Source organism: Acinetobacter sp. YH12072 (genome assembly GCF_013419565.1).
Classification (GTDB): domain Bacteria; phylum Pseudomonadota; class Gammaproteobacteria; order Pseudomonadales; family Moraxellaceae; genus Acinetobacter.
Genome location: NZ_VOZV01000003.1, coordinates 66,160 through 91,916, shown reverse-complemented (window position 1 = coordinate 91,916; position 25,757 = coordinate 66,160). Strand labels below are relative to the sequence as shown.

The following is a 25,757-nucleotide window of genomic DNA, read 5'->3' as shown; positions in this document are numbered from 1 at the left end:
AGAAAGTGAAAAGATTTTTTCATGTGCTCATCAAACCTATAGATAAGAAAGAAAAACGAAGCTCTTTTGTTATCAGTCACATACTTCTGGTCTAAACCTAACCCTGCATTAATTTACTCAGTGAAATTATATATTTAAGAGAAAATTCATGATCATTGATGAAAGTCAAAGAGAAGCTTCCCGAATTTACTTTTCTGTGCAGTTAAAGTTTGTGATCGCGTTAATGGGTGCGTGTTTTTGGACCGTATTTTCTATCTGGATTGCCCAGGACTGGATGCATGATTTGAGCAGCTATATCGGTTATTTTTGGGCTATTTTTCTGATTTATGGTATTGCCATTATTCCAGGATTTATGAACTCATTTGCGGCATTAAGCCTGATGATGGACAGACGCCCTAAACGCCAGCCATTAGCAGTTTATCCAGGGATTACCATGTTGGTGGCTGCTTACAATGAAGCCGCGTCAATTGAAGATACTTTGGTCAGTATTAACCAGCAAAAATATCCGGGAAAATTACAGGTTATTGTGATCAATGATGGCTCTCAGGATGAAACCGCAGAGATTGTTCGCAAAGCAGAATCAAGATTTCCCTAGCTGACTTTACTGGATTTAAAGCAAAATGCAGGGAAGGCGCACGCCTTAAACGAAGGTCTGAAACTTGCGGAACATGATCTAGTAATTACCGTCGATGCGGATTCCTATCTCCATCGTGTTGCCCTCATCAATATTGTTGAGCGCTATGTGGCAGATCCTCCAAATACACGTGCGGTTGCGGGTAAAATTCTGGTACGTAACTCACGTACCAATCTGCTGACCAAAACTCAGGAATGGGACTATTTTTTGGGGATCTCGGCGACCAAACGCCTGCAATCTCTCTATCAGGGAACTCTGGTAGCACAAGGTGCTTTTTCTATTTATGACCGTAATGCCCTGATTGAAGTCGGTGGCTGGCCTAAATGTGTAGGTGAAGATATTGTGCTGACCTGGGCTTTATTAAATGCAGGTTATCGGATTGGACATTGTGAGGATACCTGCCTGTTTACCAATGCACCGACGACGCTTAAAGTGTTTGTTAAACAGCGTCAGCGTTGGGCTCGTGGCATGATTGAGGCATTCATTAAACATCCCAGTATTTTAATGTGGGTAGAGAGTACTTCAACCCAGAAGATTATCAAGAATCGATGCTCGCTCTCGGTTGGCGTCAGCGTTTTGCTGGCTGGTCCGCAGGCTTAACGGCAGGCTTTGGCCGAGAAAAAATCAATCAGGATCCGAGCCAGTCTACCCGGCTATTTGAGCTTAATGTACAAAGTTCTGTTCGTGGCTCGCAATTTCTGCGGATGAATGCCGGCTATAACCGCAGTGCTTCTTTCTATGGCCCGAATTACGATTATCGTTATATCAAAGGTGAATGGATTATGCGTTTTTAATACTGGACGATAAATCTTGATTTTAAGCGGTCTTTAAAGACCGCTTTTATTTTTTAGGGATAGTCTAATGAAGAGCTAACTATGCGTTTCTTCCTCTGCATCATCTTCAAAAGTCTTGGCAATTTTTTCAATATTCAGGCTCTTGGCCATTGCATCGAAAATTTCCTTATATACGCCGTCCTGATGATAAAGCGCGTCATGTTCACCGTGTTCGGCAATACAACCTTCTTTCATCACATAGGTATAGTCCGCATCAATAATTTGAGACAGGCTATGTGAAATGATAATCACGGTACGGCCTTGCTTGATCTGATCCAGACTTTGTTTGATCTGTTCTGTCGCAATGGCATCCAGACTCGCCGTCGGCTCGTCCAGAAAAATAATCGGCGGGTTTTTCAGGAACATCCGTGCGATGGCAATTCGCTGTTGCTGACCGCCGGACAGTTGCAGGGCATCGGAATCATAACCATCCGGTAGCTGTAAAATCTGTTCATGAATTGAGGCTTTTTGAGCAGCTGCAATCACCTCATCCATACTGGCATTGGTTTTGCCATAACGGATATTGTCAAAAATTGTGCCCTGGAAAATATGGTTTTTCTGTAGTACCAATCCGATATGATCACGTAAATATTGAGTGTCATAATCTTTTAAATCAATCCCATCCAGCTTGATCTGGCCTTCCTGTGGTTCATAAAATTTATCTAGCAGACTGATCAAGGTTGATTTTCCGGCTCCCGATAATCCTACCAGTGCGGTAATGGTATTGGGGCGGATTTCCATATTGATATCTTTTAAAGCATGATGCCCATTCGGATAATAAAAATTCACGCCACTTAGCTCAAATCGGCCTTGGACAGGTGGTTTTTGCTGGCCACTCTGTTCAATTTCAGCATCCGCTTCCAGAATATTAAAGAAGCTTTCTGAATAGATCATGGCATCATTCACTTCATCATAAATCCGGTGCAACGAGCGAATCGGGGCAGAGACGTTATTAAAGAGCAGCACATGGTACATGATCATGCCGATACTCATCTGGCCATCCAGTACAAAATAGGAGGTCAGAATAATAATCAGGACTATGCCGATCTGTTCAATAAAGGTTTTTAAGCCATCAAACAGGAAGCTGGTTTGCCGGGTTTTCATCTGGTTATCGGTCAGTTCACGCTGCAAGCTCAGCTGCTTGTCTGATTCAATTGATTCCCGGTTAAAGGATTTGATGACTGTAATTGAATTGATGATACTGAGAATCCCTTGGCTCTTTTTTTCCCGGCCATCTCTCAGACTACGGCGCCATCCACCAAGTTTTTGTGCCTGTTTATAGGTGAGCCAGAAGTAGATCGGTACAATCGCTGTGGCGACCAGCCCGACATAAAAATTGGCATAGTACATCAATCCGAGCGCGACAATTGCACTGGTAAATAGAGGAAAAATATCAATGAAAAAGATCTGGACCAGTCGGGTGAGGGAGCCAATTCCGCGGTCGATCCGGGTCTGCAATTTTCCGGCCTGATTATTATCCTGATTAAAAAATGCCAGCCGATACTTTAAAAACTTTTCAATAATGCCTTGAGCCAGATCTTGGGAAATAAAAATCCGCAGCTTTTCTCCATAAAACTTCTGCCCAAACTGTACCAGCGCATTCACCACTTCCTTACCGAGTAAAATGGCAGAGATAGTGATCAGGATATGCCAGCCTTCATCTAGCCCTTGTCCTTGTTCCAGCAAAGCATTGATACTGTCGACTGCATATTGCAGGGTCAGTGCATTGACCTGAGCAGTAAAGGAACCGATCAGGGTCAGAATGAGGGTCGCAATCACCAGGAGCCGATAAGGGCTGACAAAGGGACGAAGTTTTAAAAACAGCTGCCATAAATTCATAAGCAATTATTTTTATTGTCAAAGTTGAATTTAGTCTAGGCAGGAATAGAGGTACTCACAAGAGTAAATGTTGTATTTATTTGTGAAATTAGATTGTAATTTTTCCGGTTAAGTCTCAATCTTTTCAGCAAGATATCGTAAATTTTAGACTGATTTTAAAATGACTTTGGACCTGTTTGCGCCAGAATCTCAAGTGAATTTATTACCCTTTGATGGGGTGGTAGAGGATTATGGCCAGATTTTAAATGAGCAGCAGAGCCAGCAATATTTACAGCATTTTCTAGCTCATCTGGCTTGGCAAGCGGATGAAGTCACTTTATTTGGCAAGCATTATATTACTGGACGAAAAGTCGTCTGGTATGGTGATGAACACTATCAATATCATTATTCCGGAAGTTTTAAACAAGCTCATATCTGGACACCAAGACTATTTCGGTTAAAGCAGCATATTGAAAAATTGGTCGGTCATTCCTTTAATTCCTGTCTGGCGAATCTATATGAAGATGGTTCACAAGGTCTGGGCTGGCATAGTGATGATGAAGCTGCTCTATATCAAGGAACATCTCAAGAAAATGTGATTGCGTCCCTCAGTCTGGGTGCAACCCGCAAGATGAGTTTTAAACATAAAACGGAAAATAAAACAGTAGATCTGCTTTTACAAAGTGGACAGTTGATTGTGATGCGTGGACAGACTCAACACTACTGGAAACATTGTATCCGGAAAACGACTCGGGTTCTGGAGCCTAGAATTAACCTGACTTTTCGTTATTTTTTTCCTTAATTAAATTATCTTTGATAAAACAAAAAATACTAGTTCATTAGTATTTAAAATTCCTTCTCTCAGGGAGAAAGTGAGGATGAGGGAGTTCCTTTGCTCATTGTTGAATGATTAAAAAATGATTGATGAAGGCACTCTATTGTTTTTAGATTGAAAGTATCCCAATGAGCTAAAAAAGGGATTCTTTAATTCAAAAAAATAGCATCTCGAAAGATGCTATTACTGATATTTAAAAAATTTAAGGTTGCAGTCCAGCCGGATACCTATACCAGCTTTCAATCAAGAGGGCAGCAGCAATACTGTCCGCAGACAATTTTTTGCCACGACCTTGAGCCTGATAATGATCCAGTTCATCCCGTGCTTCACGAGTGGTCAGGCGTTCATCCACCATCAAGGTTTCAATATTGGTCTGATGACGTAAACGGCGGGCAAATTTTCGTGCCCGTGTCGACAGTTCAGATTCACTATCATCCATATTCAGTGGAAGTCCCACTAAAAATAGGCTTGGCTGATGGTTTTTTACAATTTTCAGTAATTCGTCCCAGTTCGGAATCCCGTCTTTCATAGGAAATAAAGGGAGGGGGGTGGCACTTTCAATCAGGGATTGGCCGACTGCCATTCCCATTTTCTGTGTACCAAAATCAAACGCCATAATAGTGTTTGGCGCGTTTACATCAGGCATGTCCAATCTCGGAAGATAACCAGGTTCGGTCTACGCCCATTTTTTTATAGGCAGCATCCCAGCGGTCGTTATAAGGTAAGTTAAAAATCAGGTCCATATCGGATTCACAGATTAGCCAGTCACCCCGGGCAATCTCTTCTTCAAGCTGATGTTTGCCCCAGCTCGCATAACCCAATGCGATCTGATAGCGGCCTACACCTTCATTATGCGCAATCGCATCCAGAATATCTTTAGATGTGGTAATACAAACATTTTCACCCACAGCAATAGAGGAATGCCAGGTCGGCTGACCGGTATGCAGGACAAAACCAGCCTCTGGTCGCAAAGGTCCACCTTGCAACACTTCATGGGGATTGACATTATCCGCCTCAATATCCAGATCATTCAGCAATTCTTTAATTTGAATGCCAGCAGGGCGGTTAATAATGATCCCTTGAGCGCCATCTTCATCATGACGGGCCAGATAAATGACCGTATGCGCAAAAAAATCGTCACTTGCATGGGGTGGCGCAATCAGACAACGATGAGTCAGATATTGTTTAGTCACCTGAGCGGCTCTCCAAAAGTCTATATCGTTTATGATTGTGGTAAATGATTTATCAGGGCAAAAGACTGGATTTTCAATTCTGCAAATTGTCTATTCCTTTATTTACTTATCCCACAAAAATGCACCACTGACAACTTAGCTTTGTAGATACTGAGTATAAAAAAACTACAAATAGGCATTTTTTTTATTTTTTCAATAAATTAATAAAATCAGTTTTATTTTATTGAATGGTAAATTCTAGAGCTCATTTATTATTGACTAAGAATATAAAATAAATTCAATGAGGAATAAGTTTATATATTTTTAATTGTTTAATAATCAAACTAAATAATTAAATAGAAGAAAATATTAAATTTTATATTTTAAGCGAAGTGCTTTATTTTTTATTAATTTTTTATAAGTTATTTTATTAATGAATAGATGTAATTAATTAAACTTATATAGCAATAATAGAAAAGATTTTTCATACTTAAAAACGATCATAATTTGTAAAGTTTATTTAATATTGTTTAATTTAGGTAAATATAATGCGTTTGTTTAGAGTTAAATTTTACGTAATATATACATAAACTACATATTGAAACAATCAGGCTTTGTTTGTAAGATGCGCCGATTTTTAATCTTCTATTATTTTAACGGATCGTTATGCATCATTTTTTTAAAGGGACTTTAATTTCTACTCTATGTTCAGCATCTATTATTTCCCATGCGGAAGTATTCAAAACATATAATGAAGAAGGTAATTTTTTTCGTAGTCATTTAAATGCAGAACTGTCTGAAAATTTAATTACAGATTTCAAGAATAAAACTAATTCAAAAGATGGAGTTTTATATCTGTTAGAACAAGCCCGTTTATTACAGGTTAATCATCAATATGATCAAAGCCAAGAATATTATAAACAGGCTTTTACTTTGCTGGATAAACAGCAAAATCGTGCGAAAGTCAGTGTATCCCGTGTGGGCTTTAAAGCTCTGGCTTTGATGAGTAATGATTCAATCGTTCCTTATCTGGTGCCACCACATGAACAGGTACTGGCACATATTTCTCAGGCAAAAAACTATATTTTTCTCAAAGATTTAGAAGCTGCATCCGTAGAAATGCGGGTCGCGCAAGGCCTACAGCGTGAAATTGAACTGGCTCACCAGAAAGAGCTGGAAAGAAAAAAAGATAAAGTTAAAAAACCGGCTACTGAAGGAAATCCGCTTAGCGCACTGGATGAAGCGTTTATAGGTTTGGACCCTATTGCCGGCAAGATTAAAAACAGCTACCAGAATGCGTATGCGTTCTACATGGCTGCCAATTTATGGGAAACCTTGGGTGAATATAATGATGCCTTGGTAGATTATAAAAAGGCCTATGAATTACAACCAGATGCGCAGATTGCCCAAGATGTAAAACGCCTGAATCAGTTAGTAGCAAAACCAAAAAGTGGCAGTGTGCCGGTGATTGTCTTTATCGAGCAAGGCATTGTGCCACAAAAGGTTGAAAACAAGATTGATGTGCCAACACCAGGCGGTCTGGTCAATATCGCTTTTGCGACTTATGAACCAAGCACCTATGTGGCACCGAAAAGCTTAAAAGTCAAAGTTAACAATAAGCCTATGCAAGACAGCTACGTGATTAGTGATATTGGCGCTCTGGCAGTTAAAGATCTGAAAGAAAAAGTAGTAGGCAATCTGACCAGTCAAATCATGCGTGCAAGCGCCAAATATGCGGCACAAAAACAGTTGGGCAATCAGCTGGGTATTTTGGGTCAGGTGGCCGGCAATGTGCTTAATATGTCAACTGAACGTGCCGACTTGCGTGGCTGGAGTACCTTACCAAGTAATGCTCAGATTGCTCGTTTAAATCTCGCCCCAGGCAATCATAAATTACAGCTCTCTAGCGGCAGCCTTTCCAGTTCGGCTGTCAATCTGGATGTTAAAGCCAATCAAACTGTCTTTGTCTATGCACATCACGTCAATGACAAGATTACTGCCAGCGTAAGCACCATCCCACATTAATAAAACCTAAGAGAACGATATGAAACATCAATTCAGCTTTGCAGTACTTGGTTTAGGGGCACTGTTAATGGTGGGGTGTACTGCACCGAATGCCTTGTCGACCCAGACCAACTCAACTAATGAAATCAGCATCCGTACGATCACCAATAACCCGATCCTGAGTACGGAAGTATTTGTAGAACGCGTAAATATGAGTGCGGCAGGGGATTTGAAGCGCGCATCAATTGCAATCAAAAACCGTCGTTTTAATAACAAAGATTTTAGCTACAAGATCGTGTGGGTAGATGCGCAAGGTGCGGAAGTGAATCCTGAAGGTGCCATCTGGAAGCCGATTCAGTTAACTGGCCGTGAAACCAAAGGCGTGCAATCCCTGGCGCCAAATCCATCTGCTGTCGATGTTGTTGTGTACTTGAAAAAATAAGAGAGATTAAACATGAATGCAAAATTGATTTTCGCTGTATTGGCAGCAACGACTCTGGTTAGTGGCTGTGCGTCTACTGGTGCAGTGAGTTATGGCGATGCGCAAGCAGTTGAAACTTTGACGACTGACTTCGGTTCGACTGACCTGCAAATGATCGCAGCGAAAATGGTGGATGACATGCTGATGTTCCCGCCGATCGTGCAGATGACACAAAACCGTCGCCCGGTGATTGTAGTAGATCGTATTCACAATAAAACTCAGGAACATATTGATACTGAATCCATTACTGACAGCATTCAGAACAAGCTGATCAACTCTGGAAAATTCCGGTTTGTGGATATGAAGTCTGTGAATGCGATGGCGCAACAACTGGCCTATCAAAAACAGAGCGGCATGGTGAATCAGGCAACCGCTGTACGGAGCGGTGGTCATATCGGTGCTGAATATATGCTAAATGGCAACTTGTCGAGCATTGTAAAAAATGCGGGCAGCAAGAGCGATGTGTATTACAAGTTCACCTTTAAATTGCAAAACCTGCAGACTGGAATTGTCGAGTGGACTGGCGAGAAAGAAATCCGTAAAGCAGGCAAGCGTTCGACTTTCGGCCTGTAATTTAAATTAAGGTTGCTGTGCTTTGGCACAGTGACCGCAGAAGAATTCATTATGAAAAAAATATTACTTGCAGGCTTATTGTCCGGATTGCTCAGTTCACCTGCTTTTGCAGCAATTAAGGAAGTGATCAAAGAAGCCAGCGGCAGTGGTTCTACACAGCATCAGGCCATTTCTGAAGCGTTATTGGTAGCGGTACAGTCAGTAAATGGTGCTTCGGTTTCTTCGCAGATGGATTATGAAGAAACCGTTTCTTTATCAGTGAACCATCAAGGCTGGACCTATACCGGCAAGGTATCTCCGGTCTTTAGCGTAGCTAATCAGGGTTCGGGTTCAGTCACTAAATTCCAGGTACTTAGTGTTTCTGGAGCGAAGAATAATTATCGGGCCAAAGTCCGTGCTCATGTGGTCAAGTTTGAATCTGCTGTGCAGGATCAGCATTTACACCGGATCGCTGTTTTACCATTCCAGATGGCGGAAAAAAATAATCGACTGGCTGGAAGGGGATCTGCCCGTCAATTTAGTCAGGAATTATCCGATACACTGGGCACTTATCTAACCCAAAGCGGACAATTAAGTGTGGTTGATCGTCACTATATTGAGGAAATGCAGTCTGAAACCGGTTTCCTGTATTGGGATGGCGCACCACAGGAACTGGCACGTATCGGTCAGAAAGTTGGCGCAGATTATTTGCTGGTTGGTCAGATTAAAGATTTATCTAGCGCCAGTGATCGGCAGATGTATGGTCTGAATGCTGGTGCGGCTCAGGTGCGTCTGAGCTGGCGCGTGATTGAAGCTGCGACCAGTAAAGTCGTTGCAGCTGGAATCTTTAACCGTACCTTGTCTAATTTAATGACGCAGAATATTTTGACGAACAGTTTAAATGACAGTACTGCAGACAAAATTGCTCAAGGTCTTAATTCAGAGATTTTACAAGGTTTGAAATTGCAGCCTGTACAAACTCGTCAAGCTTATGACCAGTCACCCGGTTATGGAATGACGCCAGGTTCTAGTGATCAACCAGTCAAATGGTAATTTTTGGCTTTAACTAAGAGCTGTTCATAAAAAAATCCCTGCAATAGTCAGGGATTTTTATTAAGCATGATTTATGCTTGCTGAAACTTTAACTGTCTTAACTGACGTGCATGCTGCAAGGTGGTTTCATTAATTTCCACGCCACCCGTCATACGTGCAAGTTCCTGTACAATTTCACTTTCTTCCAAATTAATAATGGTACTGCTGGCCGGATCAGTCTGGCGTTTTTTCACTAATAAATGCTGGTCGGACTGTGCAGCCACCTGCGCCTGATGGGTAATACAAAGAATTTGTACATGCTGTGCCAGATCAGCCAATAAGCGACCCACGATTTCCGCAGTTCCGCCACTGATCCCGACGTCGATTTCATCAAAGACCAATACTTCAGCTTCGGTTTTTTCTGCATTCATCACCTGCATCACCAAGGCGATACGGGATAATTCACCGCCTGAAGCCACGCGTGCCAGAGGTTGTGCTGGTATGCCCTTGTTGGCAGTAAACAGAAGCTGAATAAAACTCAAACCTTCACTTGATGGATGTTCCAAAGGCTCAAATTTAAATTCAAAATGCGCTTCAGGTAGGGCAAGCTGTTTCACCTGTTCGGTCAGTTTTTTCGCCAGCGGTTCGGCTGCATCACGGCGAATCTGGTCCAGATGTTGAGCTTTGCTTAGAAACTCCTGATAAGAGACCTCGACCTGTTCAGCCAGAGTTTCCGGGTCTTCTAGCTGATGCAATTGTTCAAGTTCAGTCTGCCAGGCCTCATATTCTTCTTTCAGCAATTCTGGCTGGGTGCGGTATTTGCGTGCTAAACGGTGAAACACTTCCAGTTTGGAATTCAGTTCTTCCATACGTTCCGGATCAAAGCTTTGCCGATCCATAAACTGACGTAAGGTTGCCGTTGCATCTTCGAGTTCGCTTTGGGCATTCAGTAAAGAGGTATAAATCTGGGAAAGCTGTTCGCTACGACCGGCATGCGATTCCATGCGGCGCAAGATTGAAGCCAGTTCCTGCGAAATATTCTGTTCACCTTCATCCAGGCCATTCAGGCTATAAACACAATCCTGCATGATGGCTTCATGATGTGAAAGGCGGTCAAATTCCTGCTCAATTTCCTGATAATCCGTCTGGACGACTTCTTCCAGTTCTTCAAGTTGCAGCTCCAGAGTTTCCATACGTTGCTTACGGGTTGCTTGTGCATCCAGCGCGGCCTGATGCTGGCGAATATTTTTATGCCAGGTGCTATAAGCGTCACGTACTTCCTGAGCTGGTGCATAAAAATTGCTATAGCGATCCAGCCAGTGTTTGGGATAAGGTGGTTCTAGAAGTTGCTGCTGACTATGCTGGCTATAAAGCTGAACCAGTAGTCGGCCAATTTCTTTCAGTTCAGACAGACTACTGGGACGACCATTGATCCAGGCCTTACTGCGGCCAGTGGCAAAGATCACCCGGCGTAAATGAATCTCCCCCGACTCATCATCCAGTTCATGCTCTTTTAACCAGCTCGCTTCAGGGCTGTCTTCCTGATAACTAAAGGTTGCTGTTACATCCGCTTTTTCGGTGCCATAACGCACATAATTGGTATCGGTTCGCTCCCCCAGACAGGCAGACAGAGCATCCAGTAACAGGGATTTACCTGCACCGGTTTCACCAGTAAGAACGTTAAAACCTTTATCAATATCAATAGCAAGATGCTCGGCCAAAGCAAAATTGATCAGAGTTAAATGTGTCAGCATAAACGCATCCGGGCTGCGAAAAGTTTGAATGAAATAGCATGTCAGTTGCTTCAGTCTAGCAACGCGGCTGTTATTATAAATCAGGATAAATCGATTTCATTCTATCTTAAATTTCATGGATTAATACACGCTTATTTGAATGTTGTGTCACAGGAACCAAGATCAGGCCACTGAAGTTACAAAAGATATTTTCATTTTTCTGACATGCTTGAAAGTTAAATTAAATCAGGTCGGAATATATTTTGCTTATAAATGGCGGGAAAAATCACGGCATTTTCCAGGATCTGCCGAAATCATTCAAACAGGCTGGAATCAAGGCAAGCAGGGGGCACCAATAATTTCATTCAAGTCCGATAAACTTCGATTGATTAGTTGCGGGTGCACATTTAAACTACAGCAATCAAAATATTACAAAATGCTTTATCTGGAGAAATGGCATGTCAGCTCAGTTTGATCATGTATCAGTACTTAAAAAATCGAATGTGTATTTTGGCGGGTTATGCATTAGCCATGTGGTGCAATTTGAAGATGGCACTAAAAAAACCTTAGGGGTAATTTTACCTTCAGAAAATGCATTAACTTTTGAAACACATGTGCCTGAGCGTATGGAAATCATCTCAGGTGAATGCCGTGTGCAAATCGCTGACAGCGAAGAAAAAGAACTGTTCCGTGCTGGTCAGTCTTTCTATGTGCCAGGCAATAGCCGTTTCAAAATTGAAACTGATGATGTGCTGGACTATGTTTGCCATTTTGAAGGCTAAACAGACCTACAGATGAGCTGTAACCGATCAAGAAATTTTGTTCTGAATCGGTTAAACTAAGCTTAATACAGAATCCTGTGAAGTTGGCTTTGCAGGATTTTTCTTTTGCTGCCTATTTCCCAATTTATTTTCGAGGTCGTTCATGGCTAAACCTGAGTATTATTATGGCGTCCATTCAGTAGAATCACTGCTGGAGCTTGAGCCTGAACGTGTCTTGACTCTTTTTACCCTGAAAGGCCGTGATGATCAGCGCCTGAAACGTGTGCTGGAATTGGCTGAGCCTTTTGGCATTAGTGTCCAGCAGGCTAGTCGTGACAAGCTGGAAAAACTGGCTGGTTTGCCTTTTCACCAAGGCGTTGTAGCGGCAGTTCGCCCGCATCCAACCTTAAATGAAAAGGATCTGGAAGATCTATTGAAGCAAGATTCTCAAGTACTTCTATTAGCACTCGATCAGGTAACGGATCCACATAACCTGGGTGCTTGTATTCGTACTGCCGCAGCGATGGGTGTAGCGGCTGTGATTGTACCGCGTGACCGTTCAGCAAGCCTGACGCCGACTGCACGTAAAGTGGCAGCAGGTGGTGCAGAAAAAGTGAAGTTTATTCAGGTGACCAATCTGGCGCGTACTTTGGGTCAAATCAAAGATGAATTTAATGTACGTGTGGTTGGTACGATGCTGGATGAAAAAGCTTTACCTATCCAGAAATTTGATTTTACTGGTACAGGTGTATGCGTGGTGATGGGTGCGGAAGATACCGGTTTACGTCCAATTACCCAAAGCCAATGTGACCAGACGGTTTATATTCCGATGGCAGGCAATCTGCAAAGTCTGAATGTGAGCGTGGCAACAGGGATGGCTCTTTATGAAGCCTGTCGTCAGCGTCAAGCCTAAGCCCTTTTTATTGTTTATTCACAAATACTGTTAAAGAAGAAGTCTATGTCTCCCCGAACGCAAGGTTATGCCTTTGTCTTAATTACCATGTGTATTTGGGGAGGTTTTACCTTAAGCACGCGCTTAAGTGCCCAGTGGGGGATTAGTGCCTGGGATCTGGTGGGATTACGTTTTCTATTGGCTTTTCTGATTCTGATGCCAGTCCTGATTTATAAAAAGGACACAGCCTTTTTGTGGAGTAAGGAATCCTTTCTCTTAGCCATGATTGGCGGGGTAGGGTATTGCCTGACTGCTTATACTGCTTTCCATTATGCACCTGCAGCTCATGCTGCCGTATTTCTAAATGGCTGTATTCCACTTTGTACCGCAGTGGCTGCTTTTGTGTTATTTAAACAGGGATTTGACCGACATACTTGGATCAGTATGGCGATTATGCTGCTTGCGATTGGCAGTATGAGTTGGCTGATGTTCCGAGAGTCCGGTGTGGCCTTGGGATTAGGCGATCTGCTATTTTTCATCAGTGCAATGTGGTGGGGTGTATTCACTGTACTGCTACGTCAATGGAAGCTATCTGCCTGGCATTCTATGGCCAGTGTAGCGATCTGGTCAGCCATCGTTTATGTGCCAATTTATCTGCTATTCTTCCCCAAACATCTGGATGCTGCTGAACCTTGGCAAATGGCTTCCCAGGTACTCTTTCACGGTGTTTTTGTGGTGATTGTAGCGACACTAACTTATGTGGAAGCGATTAAGCGTTTAGGTGCATTTAAAGCGGGTAGTATCGTGACTCTCGCACCATTTATTGCTGCCATACTGGCTGTGCCGCTTCTAGATGAACCTTTAAGTCTCGCGATTGTTTCTGGTTTGGTAGGTATGGCAATTGGTGCCATACAACCTTGGCGCTGGCTGATGCATCAAGATAGCCTGAGTCAGAAACTGGAACAACAAAAAAAGCAGTCCTAAAAGGACTGCTTTTTATTTGGAGACTGACTGAGTTCGGGTTAATGATTTTGAGCAGCCATCTGAAGATACTTTTCATGTAATGGTGTGAGATGAGCATAGAGATGTTCTAGCTCACCATCATTCAGTACAATATCATCAGCCATGGCACACTTTTGTTCACGCGGCATTTGTGCGGCAATGATCTTCTGAATTTGCTCTACATTTTGTCCATCGCGCTGTGAAGCCCGTTGAATTTGCAGTTCAATAGCAGCATCAATTAATAACGTATGTTGTGTTAGTTCATGCTGATTTGTTTCAAACAATAAAGGAGAAACTAAAATCGCATAAGGACTTTGTGCTGCATGTAACTGTTGAATAATTGAATTGCGAATAGCAGGGTGGGTGATATTTTCCAGCATTTTTCGTGCTTCTGGAGACTGGAAAATATGTTCGCGCAAAACACGGCGATTCAATGAACCATCCTTGAGTAAAACCCAATCGCCGAAAGCTTCCCGAATTTGCTGTAGGGCTGGTTGACCGATATCAACGACTTCACGGGCGACAATATCTGCATCTACGACAGCAATCCCTTGAGCTTCAAACCATTGGCTGGCAGCAGACTTGCCACTACCAATTCCACCAGTTAAACCGAGTACAAATTTCACTTTACTGACCTAAATAGATTTTCATGATCTGCTCACCCCATAAAAAGGCAATCCAGCCGGCAATGGCAATATAAGGGCCAAAGGCAAAGGGCTGATTTTCTTTACGGACTTTAAGCAGGATAATCCCAATAATCGCGCCCACCAATGATGACAATAATACAATGAGTGGTAGGAGCATAGGCCCCATCCAGGCACCTAAGGCAGCTAGTAATTTGAAATCTCCATAGCCCATACCTTCCTTGCCGGTCACCAGCTTAAACAGATAGTACACCACCCACAAGCATAAGAAGCCAATGATATAGCCCCAGATGGCAGAATCAGGGGTAGTATAAATCGCATAACTATTAATGCCCAGGCCGAGTGCAGCCAGCGGCAGGGTATAGCGATCGGGTAATAACTGGGTATCGAAATCAATAAAGGTGAGGGCAATCAGGACATAGGTAAAAACCAGACCAAACAGCATCTGTATGGTAGGCCCAAATACTGCCACCACTATCAGCGCACAAGCAGCTGTGAGAAGTTCAATAAATGGATAGCGGATACTGATTGGATTCTGACAGTTACCACATTTACCACGTAATAATATCCAGCTAATCACCGGAATATTCTGATACCAGCGAATAGGAGTCTGACATTTCGGGCAGGTGGAAACTGGTTTGCTTAAAGTAATTTTGCTTTCATCAATAATGGGCTGATCTGGATGCAAGAACAGCTGGCAATCTGTACGCCATTCCTGTTCCATCATTTTAGGGGTACGGTAAATGACAACGTTTAAAAAGCTACCAATACAGAGACTAAAAAGCCCAACTGCGAGATAAAGCGCAGTTGGGTTTTGACTGAAATATAAAATAAAATCTTGCATTAAACCACGGAACCCATTTGGAAAATTGGAAGGTACATTGCGATAACAAGGCCACCAACAAGGACACCAAGAATTGCCATAATCAAGGGCTCCATCATGGAAGTTAAACCATCAACCGCATTGTCGACTTCATTTTCATAATGGGTTGCGACTTTATCCAGCATGGCATCCAATGCACCTGATTCTTCACCAATTGCAACCATTTGTACGGCCATAGAGGGGAATTTATCGGTGACACGCATGGCAAATTGAAGCTGTTGACCTGTCGCAACATCTTCCTTGATTTTTAATACCGCCTCCTCATAGACCACGTTATTGGTTGCACCAGCAGTCGATTCAAGCGCATCAATTAATGGCACACCGGCAGCAAAAGTGGTGGCGAGAGTGCGGCTATAACGGGCAATGATCGCTTTATAGACCAGATCACCAAAGATGGGTGCTTTGAGCGCGGCCTTATCCAGTAAATCACGGAATTTTTTGCTACGCTTTTTCGCTTCAAGGAAAGCAGTAATCACTACGCCAATTCCAATAATCAAAAGGAACCAATATTTTTGCATCCATTCGGACATATTGACTACCATTTTAGTAAATGCAGGTAAGTCTGCACCGAATGAAGAGAATAAGTCCTGGAATACAGGAACTACTTTCACCATCAGGATAATTGTGACGATCACAGCTACTACAATTACTGTGGCTGGGTATTTCATGGCTTTTTTAATTTTTTGCTTTAAAAGCTCACTTTTTTCTTTATAAATCGCGACACGATCCAGCATGGTTTCCAGAGCACCAGATTGTTCGCCAGATTCGACCAAAGAGCAGAATAGATTATCGAAATATTGTGGGTATTTTCGTAATGCTCCGGCAAAAGTATTTCCCCCTTCAACTTCGCCTTTAATTCCAAGCACAACCTCGCGCATAGATGGATTTTCTAAACCTTCTGCAACAATTTCAAAGCCTTGTACTAAAGGCACCCCGGCTTTCATCATAGTGGCGAGCTGACGGGTGAAGATGGTGATATCCAGGGTGGAAACTTTTTTCTTCATCAAACCTTCAAGAATATTTTTTTTCTTTTCCCGGATGGTTTTGATCGTAATGCCTTGTTTGCGCAAGTTCACTTTTGCCAAGGCCATATTTCGTGCCGGCAATTCCCCCTTGATCTTGGCGCCTTTGCGATCAACCCCTTCATAACTGAAAATCGGTGTCATCTGGCCTTTTTTTACTGCTGCCATAGCTTTATCCTTATTTTATATTCAGCACGATCATTCGCTGGTTACACGATTGACTTCCTGTAAAGAAGTCACCCCCTGCATAACCTTCACTAACCCTGATCGGCGTAAATTGTTAAATCCTGCACGTGCGGAAGCTTCAGCAATTTCAATGGCATTGCCATCTTCCATAATAATTCTTGAAATCTCAGGTGTTACCTTCATAACTTCATAAATACCGACCCGGCCCTTATAACCTTCACGACATTCATTACAGCCGACTGGCTCATAAATCTGAAATTCAGGGCTTTGTAAATCTGCTTCGGTAAAGCCCATCTCCAGTAAGCTTTGCTTTGGAATGTCAGCCGGTTTTTTACATTGTGAACACAAGCGACGGGCCAGACGCTGCGCAATCACCAGATTGACTGAAGTCGCGATATTGAAAGAAGGTACGCCCATATTACGTAAACGGGTCAAAGTTTCCGGAGCACTGTTGGTGTGCAGAGTTGACATCACCATATGACCTGTTTGCGCTGCTTTGATTGCAATTTCAGCTGTTTCCAGATCACGGATCTCACCGACCATGACAATATCAGGATCCTGACGCAGAAAGGATTTTAAAGCAGCTGCAAACGTCAGGCCAACTTTATTATTGACGTTCACCTGATTAATCCCTTGCAGGTTAATCTCGACTGGGTCTTCCGCAGTAGAAATATTGGTATCTTCACGATTTAAGATGTTTAAGCCCGTATAAAGGGATACTGTTTTACCGGAACCAGTAGGACCGGTAATCAGTAACATCCCTTGCGGTTTATCTAAGGCTTCCATAAATAATTCTTTCTGCTCAGGTTCATAACCTAAAGCATCAATTCCCAGCATGGCACTAGACGGATCTAAAATACGTAGAACCAGTTTTTCGCCAAACAGGGTAGGGAGCGAGTTAACACGGAAGTCGATGGCTTTGTTTTTTGAGAGCTTTAATTTAATACGGCCGTCTTGAGGCACGCGTTTCTCAGAAATGTCCATCTGCGACATGACTTTCAAACGCGACGCCAAACGGTTTGCCAGTTGTAGGGGCGGGGTTGCAATCTGACGTAAAACCCCATCGACACGATAGCGCACCCGATACATTTTTTCATAAGGTTCAAAATGTAGATCTGATGCCCCCATACGAATGGCATCAATCAGTAATTTATTAATATATTTAACAATCGGGGCTTCTTCACCCTTGTCTTTTTCATCTTCTTCTTTCGTCGGATCGGTTGTGTCGACATCGACATCCAGATCGAAATCATCATCAAAATCAAAAGTACTTTCTTCAGTAAAGTTTTGCTCAATCAGTTTTTCAAGTTTATTGTGTTCAACAATAACAGTTTCGATATTCAGTTTGGTTGCAAAGCGGATGGCATCCGTTGCTTCGATATTGGTCGGATTGCTCGTGGCGACATAAAGAATATTGGCGTTTTTATAAATTGGCAGAATACGATGCTTGGTAATCAGCTTTTCATCAATATCTTCACGCAGGATTTGTCCCGGATCATAAGCACCAATATCAAATAGAGGCTCACCAAATTCTACTGAGATCGTTTCAGCAATGGTAGTAGGGGAAAGATTATGATGACTGACCAAATAGGCCACGATATCTGTTTTTTCCTGTTTGGCATTGGCTAAAGCAGTCCGCATATCTTCAGCTGATAATACCCCTTCATCGACCAGGCGACGAATAAACCCCGTAAATCTTGGTGACCCCTGCAATGCTGTCATGCTTCAAATGCCTATCAATTCAATTTTTTTAATTTGCTATTCTAAAATTATACGTTTGTTATGCAAAAATACCATAGCTGAGAATGCTGCAATCTTCCTGATATTCAGTAAAAGCTTGAACTGGTCGGAAGAACCGGGCATTTTTTTCAGTGATAACAAAAAATAACCATTTTGAATAGTCTAAACTGAGAAATAGGATGAATAAAACTATTCTTTAAATTTTACAATTCCGTGTAGAATGTGCCCAATTCAAGATATGTCAGTGAAATAGGTTATTTATGTCGGTTTCGACGATTACCCCTTGGGTGGTGGGCAACTGGAAAATGAATCCAATGCAGGCAGATGCCCAAGCTTTGGTTCAGAATTTAAAAGACTTGCTTGAGTCTGCACCAGTTTCAACAGAGAAATGTCATTTGGGTGTGGCGCCGACAACCCTTGCCTTAACTCAAATTCAAACTGCATTTGCTTCTGCTAATCGCCCTGTATATACCGTAGCACAAGATGTATCACGTATTGCAGGGACAGGCGCTTATACTGGGGAAGTGAGTGCTGAATTATTGGCTGATAGCCAGATTCACTATGTATTGATTGGACACTCTGAACGTCGTGAAATTTTTGCTGAAAGTTCGCAGATTCTAAATGCTAAAATCAAGAATGCCTTAAATGCCGGTTTAACCGTAATTTACTGTGTGGGCGAAAGTCTGGAACAGCGTGAAGCAGGGCAGGCAGAAGCGGTGGTTCTCCAACAGATTTGCGATATCGCGACTGTGGTAGAAGATGAACAGTGGAAAAATATTGTGATTGCTTATGAGCCAATCTGGGCCATTGGTACCGGTAAAACAGCTTCTCCAGAAGATGCGCAGGCCATGCATGCCCAGATCCGTCAGGGTTTGAGCCAGATTACAGGTTATGCTGCGACTATGGCGATTTTATATGGTGGTAGTGTAAAACCGGAAAATGCAGTAGAGTTAGCAGCCTGCCCTGACATTAACGGGGCATTGGTGGGTGGTGCATCACTCAATGCTGAGTCGTTCCATCAAATTGCTCAAGCATTTGCAAATACACAATAATTAGGAGTTCAGCATGCAAACTTTTGTGCTGGTAGTACATATTATCTTAGCGATTTTGATGATTGTCTTGATTTTAGTTCAGCATGGTAAAGGTGCGGATGCAGGTGCATCATTTGGCGGCGGCGGTGCGGCAACGATCTTTGGTGCCTCAGGTTCGGGTAATTTCATGACCCGTTTGACGGCAGTTTTTACCGCATTGTTCTTTGTGACCAGTATTACTTTGGCGATTCTTGCCAAGAAACAAACCACGAATGCGTACAGTTTATCGTCAATTCAATCAGCACCAACTGCGCCTGCGCAACCGGTTGAAACTTCACCAACTGCACCACAAACGACCGAATAATTTTAATTAAACCTTTCTTTTTTTCAGTGATGCGACTAGAATGCGTCACAGCTGCGGTGGTGGTGGAATTGGTAGACACGCTACCTTGAGGTGGTAGTGCTTTCGGGCGTGGGGGTTCAAGTCCCCCCTTCCGCACCAACTTATAATCCAGAATATAAGTTGATGTATGCAGCTAAAAAAACTTCTGTTGATGCGGGATGGAGCAGTCTGGTAGCTCGTCGGGCTCATAACCCGAAGGTCGTTGGTTCAAATCCAGCTCCCGCTACCAATCAATCCTTTTTTAAAGACGCAAACTTTTAAAAGGCAGCTTAAATCTGATTTAAGTTGAGAAGAATTATTTGCATGTTGTTGCGGGGTGGAGCAGTCTGGTAGCTCGTCGGGCTCATAACCCGAAGGTCGTTGGTTCAAATCCAGCCCCCGCTACCAATCCTTTAAAGCTGCAAACTTTAAAGGCAGTTTAGTGTAAAATATTAAGCTGAATGTTATTTGTATGCTGATGCGGGATGGAGCAGTCTGGTAGCTCGTCGGGCTCATAACCCGAAGGTCGTTGGTTCAAATCCAGCTCCCGCTACCAATTTTTCAGTAACAGATAACAAATATGCAGAATGATGTGGTTGTGATTGAAAAGTTCGCATCTTTTGTATATAATTTTTGCACGTTGATGCGGGATGGAGCAGTCTGGTAGCTCGTCGGGCTCATAACCCGAAGGTCGTTGGTTCAAATCCAGCTCCCGCTACCAAGTTTCTTAAAAGAGGCTCACAACTATGGTGGGCCTTTTTGCACAGTGGGATTTGAAAAAAGTTCAAATTGTGCATTAATTGGGGCGATTTACGCCCTTTTTTATTGGCTATCGTGTAGTGTCGACAATATTTGGTCAAATCTCCATGTTTCACTACTACTATAGTTTGTATTGGTTTGTAGTGGTCAAATAGATCATAAAATCGCACCAGATGACGAGAGTAAATGAAGCTATCAAATAAAACTCAAGCACTTCAGGATTTGATTGCACCAGCAGTTGAAGCCTGTGATGTAAATCTGTGGGGGATTGAATTCCTGCCACAAGGCAAACGTTCATTATTACGGATCTATATCGACAAACCGGTCGATGAAAATGCAGCACCTGTTGTCAATGAAGATGGCGAAGAAGAGCAGGGTCGTGGTATTGGGGTTCAGGACTGTGTACGTGTCACACAGCAAGTCGGCGCGATCCTGGATGTACATGATCCAATCTCAGGTGAATATTCGCTTGAAGTGTCTTCACCAGGTTGGGATCGTCCATTCTTCCAGCTGGAGCAGATGGCTCATTATATCGGACAAACGGTTGCGCTGCGTTTGATCAGTGCCGTCGATAACCGTCGTAAATTCCAGGCAAAACTGGTTGCAGTCGACCTTGAAAATGAAATGATTCAAGTTGAAGTAGAAAAGCAACAGATTTTGGATATCGACAGTCACAATATCGATAAAGCAAACTTGGTCTATCAAGATTAATTCAATTAATAAGAATCTGAACGAATAGGTGACTTATGGCACGTGAAATTCTTACCGTCGTTGAAACGGTTAGTAACGAAAAAGGTGTAAGTCGTGAAGCAATTTTTGAAGCGCTAGAACAAGCTTTGGTTGCAGCGACTAAGAAGAAATTCTACGAGGGGACTCACTCGGAAGAAGCTCGTCTTCGTGTAGAAATTGACCGTAAAACTGGTGATTATCGTACTTTCCGTCAATGGGAAGTAGTGGCTGATGAAGATCATGAAATGCCTGCTTGTCAGGATGCGATCTCTGATGTGGATCCGGCACAATGGTCGATTGGCGATATCCGTGAACTGGAAGTAGAATCAATCGATTTCGGTCGTATTGCTGCCCAGATCGCGAAACAGGTGATTGTACAGAAGATCCGTGAAGCAGAACGTGCACTGGTTGCCGATGCTTATGAATCTAAAGTCGGTGAGCTGATCTACGGTGAAGTGAAAAAACAAACCAAAGATGGTTTTATCATTGACTTGGGTGACAACGCAGAAGCGTATCTGGCACGTGAAGAGATGATTCCGAAGGAAATCCTTCGTCCGAAACAACGCGTAAATGCGATTCTATATAGCGTTAACCGTGAAGGCCGTGGTGCACAATTGTTGTTGTCACGTGCTAAACCGGAAATGCTGATTGCATTGATGAAAAAAGAAATTCCTGAAATTTCTGAAGAAATCATTGAAATTAAGGCCGCAGCTCGTCAACCGGGTGTTCGTGCTAAAATTGCAGTGAAAACCAACGACCACCGTATTGACCCGGTGGGTGCTTGTATTGGTATGCGTGGTACACGTATCCAGGCTGTACAGCAAGAGCTCAATGGCGAGCGTATTGATGTGGTGGTTTGGTCGGATGATCCTGCGCAATATATCGCAAGTGCATTAGAACCAGCAGATGTATCTAGTATTGTCATCGATGAAGATGCACGTACTGCAGACATCATTTTCGCGACTAGTGATCAGCTAGCTCGCGCAATTGGTTCACAAGGTCAAAACGTTCGTCTGGCATCTGAATTGACTGGCTACAAGCTGGACATGATGCTGGAAGAAGAGTACTACGCACGTCAGCAAAGCGAAGCACAAAAATACCTGGATATGTTTGTTACACGTCTGGATATTGCTGAAGATTTGGCGATGGCGTTGGTAGAAATGGGCTTCACCTCGCTTGAAGAAATTGCTTACGTACCGCCAGAAACGTTTGATGAAATCGAACTGGATGCGGAACTGGTTGAATTACTGCAAAGCCGTGCGAAAGAAATTGCACTTGCTGATGCATTACAACAGCAAGAAAACGTACAAGCGCCAAGTGAAGAACTTGTTGCAATGGAAGGCATGACAGCAGAGATCGCGCAAGCTCTCGCAGCTCGTGGTGTGGTAACCGTAGATGACTTAGCTGACCAAGCGACTGATGATATCGAAGATATCGAAGGTCTCGGTGCTGAGAAAGCCGGTCAACTTATTATGAAAGCGCGCGAATCATGGTTTAACTAGGAGGTAGTATATGACGGACAAGTCGATTAAAGAGTTAGCACTCAGCGTGGGTCGCCATGTTGATAAGCTCCTAGAGCAGGTTCGTGAGGCAGGTTTACCACAGCGTAAAGCTGACGATATTATTACCACCGAACAACAAGATCGCTTAATGAATCATGTGAAAAAGACACAAGGTTCAGATGGCCATGCAGGACAAATCACGTTGAAACGTAAAACGACCAGTACTGCTAAAGTGGCAAGTACTTCAGGTAAGGCGAAAACGATTAATGTAGAAGTTCGCAAGAAACATACATTCGTCAAGCCAGACCCGGAACAAATTAAAGCAGAAGCTTTAGCGAAGGCTCAAGCTGAACAGCAAGCGAAAGCAGAAGCTGAACAGAAGTCAGCACCAGCTAAAAAACCTGCTGATGCACCTAAATCAGGTACAAACAATGCAAGCAAAGCGCTAGAAGCAATGCGTGCAGCTCAGAAACAAGAAACTGAGAAACAGGAAACACCTAAAGCAGCTGTTGTGGTAAAACGCAAATCAACTAATAAACCGATTGTGAAAGCAGCGGTTAAACAAGTTGAAACAGCAGAACAGAAAAAAGCGCGTGAAGCTCAAGCCGCTCAATTAAAAGCAGCTGAAGAAGCAGCACGTCGTAAGGCAGCTGAAGAAGCACAACAACGCACCCTTGAGCAAATGCGCAAGATGGCGTCGAAGTATTCTTCTGAAGATACCACTGCAACTATTCGTGTGATTGATGATTCTCCACTTGCTGCTGGTCTGGTTGGCCAGGCATATGAAGACTCATTTGCGAAAGAAGACCGCGAAATTAAACGTGGTACTAACACTTCAAATACACGTTCACCGAAAAAAGGTGGTCGTCGTGGTGAAGAGCAGTCTTTCCGTGATAACTCACACAAACGTGGTTTGAAATCTAGCCAAGCGAACAAGCATGGTTTTGAAAAGCCAGTGAAAAAACAGGTTTATGACGTTGAAATCGGTGAAACGATTGTCGTTGCTGACCTTGCTGCGAAAATGGCGGTTAAGGTTCGTGAAGTCATCAAGTCACTGATGAAAATGGGTGAACTGGTTACTCAAAACCAGGCAATCGATCAGGAAATCGCGGCACTTGTGGTTGAAGAAATGGGTCATAACCCGGTACTGGTTTCTGAAACTGCAGTTGAAGATAACCTGCTTGAACAGGCTGAAGAAGCTCGTGGTGCGCAAACCACTCGTGCGCCAGTTGTTACGATCATGGGTCACGTTGACCATGGTAAAACATCGCTTCTAGACCGTATTCGTCGTGCCAAAGTGGCGCAAGGCGAAGCAGGTGGTATTACCCAGCATATCGGTGCTTATCATGTAACAACTGATAAAGGTATTATCACCTTCTTGGATACTCCGGGACACGCAGCGTTTACTGCAATGCGTTCACGCGGTGCCAAAGCGACTGATATCGTAGTCCTGGTTGTTGCAGCAGATGATGGTGTGATGCCACAAACTGCAGAAGCAATCGATCACGCACGTGCAGCGGGTACGCCAATCATTGTTGCAATCAACAAGATGGATAAAGACTCAGCTGATCCAGATCGCGTATTGAACGAATTGACCACCAAAGAAATCGTACCTGAAGAATGGGGCGGTGACGTTCCTGTAGCGAAAGTATCTGCACATACTGGTGCCGGTATTGATGAACTTCTTGACCTGATTTTAATTCAGTCTGAATTGCTTGAATTGAAGGCGTCTGAAGAAGGTGCGGCACAAGGTGTTGTGATTGAAGCGCGTGTTGATAAAGGCCGCGGTGCAGTGACTTCTATTCTGGTTCAAAACGGTACGCTGAAAGTGGGTGACCTGGTACTTGCTGGTTCATCTTATGGCCGCGTTCGTGCCATGACCGATGAAAACGGTAAACGTATCAAGTCTGCAGGTCCTTCGATTCCAGTCGAAATTCTGGGTCTTCCAGAAGCGCCGATGGCAGGTGACGAAGTTCTTGTTGTGAATGACGAGAAGAAAGCACGTGAAGTTGCCGATGCGCGTATGGATCGTGAACGTCAAAAACGTCTTGAACGTCAATCTGCAATGCGTCTTGAAAACATCATGGCGTCTATGGGCAAAAAAGATGTGCCAATCGTCAATGTGGTATTGAAAACTGATGTACGCGGTACATTGGAAGCGCTGCATGTTGCATTGGCTGAGCTTTCAACGGATGAAGTAAAAGTACGTATCATTGGTTCTGGTGTTGGTGCGATTACTGAATCTGACGTAACGCTTGCTGAATCTTCAGAAGCGGTTCTTCTTGGCTTTAACGTACGTGCCGACAATACTGCACGTCAAAAAGCAGACGCAGACAGTATCGACATTCGTTACTACTCAGTGATCTATCAATTGATTGATGACGTGAAAGCAGCGATGAGCGGTAAGCTGGCTCCTGAACACCGTGAAACCATCTTGGGTGTTGCTCAAGTACGTGAAGTGTTCCATTCAAGCAAATTTGGTGCTGCAGCAGGCTGTATGGTACTTGAAGGCGTATTACACCGTAACAAACCGATTCGCGTATTACGTGATGACGTGGTGATCTTCCAGGGCGAGCTAGAATCTCTTCGTCGCTACAAAGAAGTGGTGGAAGAAGTTCGTGCCGGTATGGAATGTGGTCTTGCGGTGAAAGGCTATAAAGACATCAAACCTCTCGACAAGATCGAAGTGTATGATGTGCAATTGATTAAACGGAGTCTTTAATGGCGGGTAGTCAACGTCTGAAGCGTATGGCGGATACGGTACAACGCGAGTTGTCTGAACTGATCCGTCAGGAGCTGAAAGATCCACGTCTGGGTGGTCTGGTGACCATCTCAGCCGTGAAGGTGAGCCCAGACTTAGGATATGCAGAAGTTTATGTCACAGTAATGGGTCGTGAACTTGGTGATGAGCAAAGTGAAGCGGCAAATAAAGAAACACTCGATGTCCTGAATAAGGCATCCGGGTTCCTGCGCCATGAACTGAGTCGTCGAATCAAGACACGTATTACACCTCGTCTACGTTTCCATTACGACAAAACCAATGCATATGGTAACTATATGTTTGGTCTGATTGCTGAAGCAGTGAAGGATTTACCTCCTGCTGAAGACAAGAAAGATGAAGAATAAGCTT

General features: G+C 43.3%; 23 protein-coding genes, 5 tRNA genes and 1 pseudogene. 21 read left to right on the top strand and 8 right to left on the bottom strand.

Going from position 1 to position 25,757, the window contains the following annotated elements:
- Positions 1 to 148: 148 nt before the first annotated feature.
- Positions 149 to 1,234 (top strand): annotated as a pseudogene (locus tag FTU19_RS02600) (glycosyltransferase family 2 protein).
- The gene (locus tag FTU19_RS02595) at positions 1,183 to 1,428 is read left to right on the top strand and encodes a hypothetical protein (protein ID WP_257218559.1); all 246 of its coding nucleotides are present in this window, start codon (positions 1,183 to 1,185) and stop codon (positions 1,426 to 1,428) included. The pseudogene FTU19_RS02600 and the gene FTU19_RS02595 overlap by 52 nt, the downstream one beginning before the upstream one ends.
- A 75-nt stretch (positions 1,429 to 1,503) precedes the next feature.
- On the opposite strand, the gene FTU19_RS02590 is transcribed toward FTU19_RS02595, so the two are convergent.
- A complete protein-coding gene (locus FTU19_RS02590; RefSeq protein ID WP_159124355.1) occupies positions 1,504 to 3,306 on the bottom strand; it encodes an ABC transporter ATP-binding protein in 1,803 nt (600 codons plus the stop codon).
- A 160-nt stretch (positions 3,307 to 3,466) separates the two neighbouring features.
- Here FTU19_RS02590 and FTU19_RS02585 point away from each other — a divergent pair, with 160 nt between their 5' ends.
- On the top strand, positions 3,467 to 4,087 hold the full coding sequence (locus tag FTU19_RS02585; RefSeq protein WP_180052427.1) for an alpha-ketoglutarate-dependent dioxygenase AlkB: 621 nt from the start codon (positions 3,467 to 3,469) through the stop codon (positions 4,085 to 4,087).
- A gap of 235 nt (positions 4,088 to 4,322) precedes the next feature.
- On the opposite strand, the gene ruvX is transcribed toward FTU19_RS02585, so the two are convergent.
- Together ruvX and FTU19_RS02575 are read right to left on the bottom strand one after the other, a co-directional pair.
- On the bottom strand, positions 4,323 to 4,766 hold the full coding sequence (gene ruvX / locus FTU19_RS02580) for a Holliday junction resolvase RuvX (RefSeq protein ID WP_180016618.1): 444 nt from the start codon (positions 4,764 to 4,766) through the stop codon (positions 4,323 to 4,325).
- Positions 4,759 to 5,313: a YqgE/AlgH family protein gene (locus tag FTU19_RS02575; protein WP_004787233.1), complete on the bottom strand. Its 555-nt coding sequence runs from the start codon at positions 5,311 to 5,313 to the stop codon at positions 4,759 to 4,761. Before FTU19_RS02575 ends, ruvX begins: the two co-directional genes overlap by 8 nt.
- A gap of 645 nt (positions 5,314 to 5,958) precedes the next feature.
- Between FTU19_RS02575 and FTU19_RS02570 the strand changes: the two genes are divergently transcribed.
- Genes FTU19_RS02570 through FTU19_RS02555 form a run of 4 tightly spaced genes read left to right on the top strand, consistent with a single transcriptional unit; the run spans position 5,959 to position 9,382 of the window.
- Positions 5,959 to 7,317, top strand: a complete 1,359-nt coding sequence (locus FTU19_RS02570) for a COG3014 family protein (protein ID WP_180016617.1) — start codon at positions 5,959 to 5,961, stop codon at positions 7,315 to 7,317.
- A 19-nt stretch (positions 7,318 to 7,336) separates the two neighbouring features.
- On the top strand, positions 7,337 to 7,738 hold the full coding sequence (locus tag FTU19_RS02565; protein WP_180016616.1) for a YcfL family protein: 402 nt from the start codon (positions 7,337 to 7,339) through the stop codon (positions 7,736 to 7,738).
- 12 nt (positions 7,739 to 7,750) lie between these two features.
- The gene (gene lpoB, locus FTU19_RS02560) at positions 7,751 to 8,350 is read left to right on the top strand and encodes a penicillin-binding protein activator LpoB (RefSeq protein WP_180016615.1); all 600 of its coding nucleotides are present in this window, start codon (positions 7,751 to 7,753) and stop codon (positions 8,348 to 8,350) included.
- 51 nt (positions 8,351 to 8,401) lie between these two features.
- On the top strand, positions 8,402 to 9,382 hold the full coding sequence (locus tag FTU19_RS02555; RefSeq protein WP_180016614.1) for a CsgG/HfaB family protein: 981 nt from the start codon (positions 8,402 to 8,404) through the stop codon (positions 9,380 to 9,382).
- 71 nt (positions 9,383 to 9,453) lie between these two features.
- Here FTU19_RS02555 and recN read toward each other — a convergent pair whose 3' ends face one another.
- Positions 9,454 to 11,115, bottom strand: a complete 1,662-nt coding sequence (recN, locus tag FTU19_RS02550) for a DNA repair protein RecN (RefSeq protein WP_180002783.1) — start codon at positions 11,113 to 11,115, stop codon at positions 9,454 to 9,456.
- Between the two features lie 437 nt (positions 11,116 to 11,552).
- On the opposite strand from recN, the gene FTU19_RS02545 reads away from it, so the two are divergent.
- From FTU19_RS02545 to FTU19_RS02535, 3 genes are all read left to right on the top strand, one after another.
- Positions 11,553 to 11,876: a pyrimidine/purine nucleoside phosphorylase gene (locus FTU19_RS02545; RefSeq protein ID WP_004787221.1), complete on the top strand. Its 324-nt coding sequence runs from the start codon at positions 11,553 to 11,555 to the stop codon at positions 11,874 to 11,876.
- 142 nt (positions 11,877 to 12,018) lie between these two features.
- Positions 12,019 to 12,768, top strand: a complete 750-nt coding sequence (gene rlmB, locus FTU19_RS02540; RefSeq protein ID WP_005233526.1) for a 23S rRNA (guanosine(2251)-2'-O)-methyltransferase RlmB — start codon at positions 12,019 to 12,021, stop codon at positions 12,766 to 12,768.
- Positions 12,769 to 12,813: 45 nt separating this feature from the next.
- Positions 12,814 to 13,731 (top strand): DMT family transporter, encoded by a 918-nt coding sequence (locus tag FTU19_RS02535; RefSeq protein WP_159122718.1) that lies wholly within the window; start codon positions 12,814 to 12,816, stop codon positions 13,729 to 13,731.
- 38 nt (positions 13,732 to 13,769) lie between these two features.
- Here the strand turns inward: FTU19_RS02535 and coaE are convergent, their stop codons facing one another.
- The 4 genes from coaE to pilB are packed head-to-tail and all read right to left on the bottom strand — an operon-like array spanning position 13,770 to position 18,206.
- Positions 13,770 to 14,375 (bottom strand): dephospho-CoA kinase, encoded by a 606-nt coding sequence (gene coaE, locus FTU19_RS02530; RefSeq protein ID WP_159122717.1) that lies wholly within the window; start codon positions 14,373 to 14,375, stop codon positions 13,770 to 13,772.
- A 1-nt stretch (position 14,376) separates the two neighbouring features.
- Positions 14,377 to 15,237: an A24 family peptidase gene (locus FTU19_RS02525; RefSeq protein WP_180016613.1), complete on the bottom strand. Its 861-nt coding sequence runs from the start codon at positions 15,235 to 15,237 to the stop codon at positions 14,377 to 14,379.
- Positions 15,237 to 16,466, bottom strand: coding sequence for a type II secretion system F family protein (locus FTU19_RS02520; RefSeq protein WP_004787210.1), 1,230 nt, complete (start codon positions 16,464 to 16,466; stop codon positions 15,237 to 15,239). Before FTU19_RS02520 ends, FTU19_RS02525 begins: the two co-directional genes overlap by 1 nt.
- Before the next feature lie 30 nt (positions 16,467 to 16,496).
- On the bottom strand, positions 16,497 to 18,206 hold the full coding sequence (gene pilB, locus FTU19_RS02515; RefSeq protein ID WP_180104172.1) for a type IV-A pilus assembly ATPase PilB: 1,710 nt from the start codon (positions 18,204 to 18,206) through the stop codon (positions 16,497 to 16,499).
- Positions 18,207 to 18,484: 278 nt separating this feature from the next.
- On the opposite strand from pilB, the gene tpiA reads away from it, so the two are divergent.
- The 11 genes from tpiA to FTU19_RS02460 all read left to right on the top strand — a co-directional run bounded on the left by tpiA (position 18,485) and on the right by FTU19_RS02460 (position 25,753).
- The gene (gene tpiA / locus FTU19_RS02510) at positions 18,485 to 19,276 is read left to right on the top strand and encodes a triose-phosphate isomerase (protein WP_180130055.1); all 792 of its coding nucleotides are present in this window, start codon (positions 18,485 to 18,487) and stop codon (positions 19,274 to 19,276) included.
- Between the two features lie 13 nt (positions 19,277 to 19,289).
- Complete coding sequence (gene secG, locus FTU19_RS02505) at positions 19,290 to 19,619, top strand: preprotein translocase subunit SecG (RefSeq protein WP_159122712.1); 330 nt, start codon at positions 19,290 to 19,292, stop codon at positions 19,617 to 19,619.
- A 53-nt stretch (positions 19,620 to 19,672) separates the two neighbouring features.
- Positions 19,673 to 19,757: transfer RNA gene (locus tag FTU19_RS02500), tRNA-Leu, on the top strand.
- Between the two features lie 53 nt (positions 19,758 to 19,810).
- Positions 19,811 to 19,887 (top strand) — tRNA-Met (locus FTU19_RS02495).
- A gap of 81 nt (positions 19,888 to 19,968) precedes the next feature.
- Positions 19,969 to 20,045: transfer RNA gene (locus tag FTU19_RS02490), tRNA-Met, on the top strand.
- A 71-nt stretch (positions 20,046 to 20,116) separates the two neighbouring features.
- Positions 20,117 to 20,193, top strand: a tRNA-Met gene (locus FTU19_RS02485).
- A gap of 88 nt (positions 20,194 to 20,281) precedes the next feature.
- Positions 20,282 to 20,358, top strand: a tRNA-Met gene (locus FTU19_RS02480).
- Positions 20,359 to 20,582: 224 nt separating this feature from the next.
- Positions 20,583 to 21,107 carry a ribosome maturation factor RimP gene (rimP, locus tag FTU19_RS02475; protein ID WP_179992192.1) on the top strand — a complete coding sequence of 175 codons (525 nt, stop codon included), beginning with the start codon at positions 20,583 to 20,585 and terminating at the stop codon, positions 21,105 to 21,107.
- A gap of 35 nt (positions 21,108 to 21,142) precedes the next feature.
- Complete coding sequence (gene nusA, locus FTU19_RS02470) at positions 21,143 to 22,627, top strand: transcription termination factor NusA (RefSeq protein WP_004787201.1); 1,485 nt, start codon at positions 21,143 to 21,145, stop codon at positions 22,625 to 22,627.
- 10 nt (positions 22,628 to 22,637) lie between these two features.
- Positions 22,638 to 25,349: a translation initiation factor IF-2 gene (infB, locus tag FTU19_RS02465; RefSeq protein WP_180011351.1), complete on the top strand. Its 2,712-nt coding sequence runs from the start codon at positions 22,638 to 22,640 to the stop codon at positions 25,347 to 25,349.
- Entirely contained in the window at positions 25,349 to 25,753 is a 405-nt protein-coding gene (locus FTU19_RS02460) for a ribosome-binding factor A (protein WP_004810065.1), read from the top strand. Before infB ends, FTU19_RS02460 begins: the two co-directional genes overlap by 1 nt.
- Positions 25,754 to 25,757 lie beyond the last annotated feature (4 nt).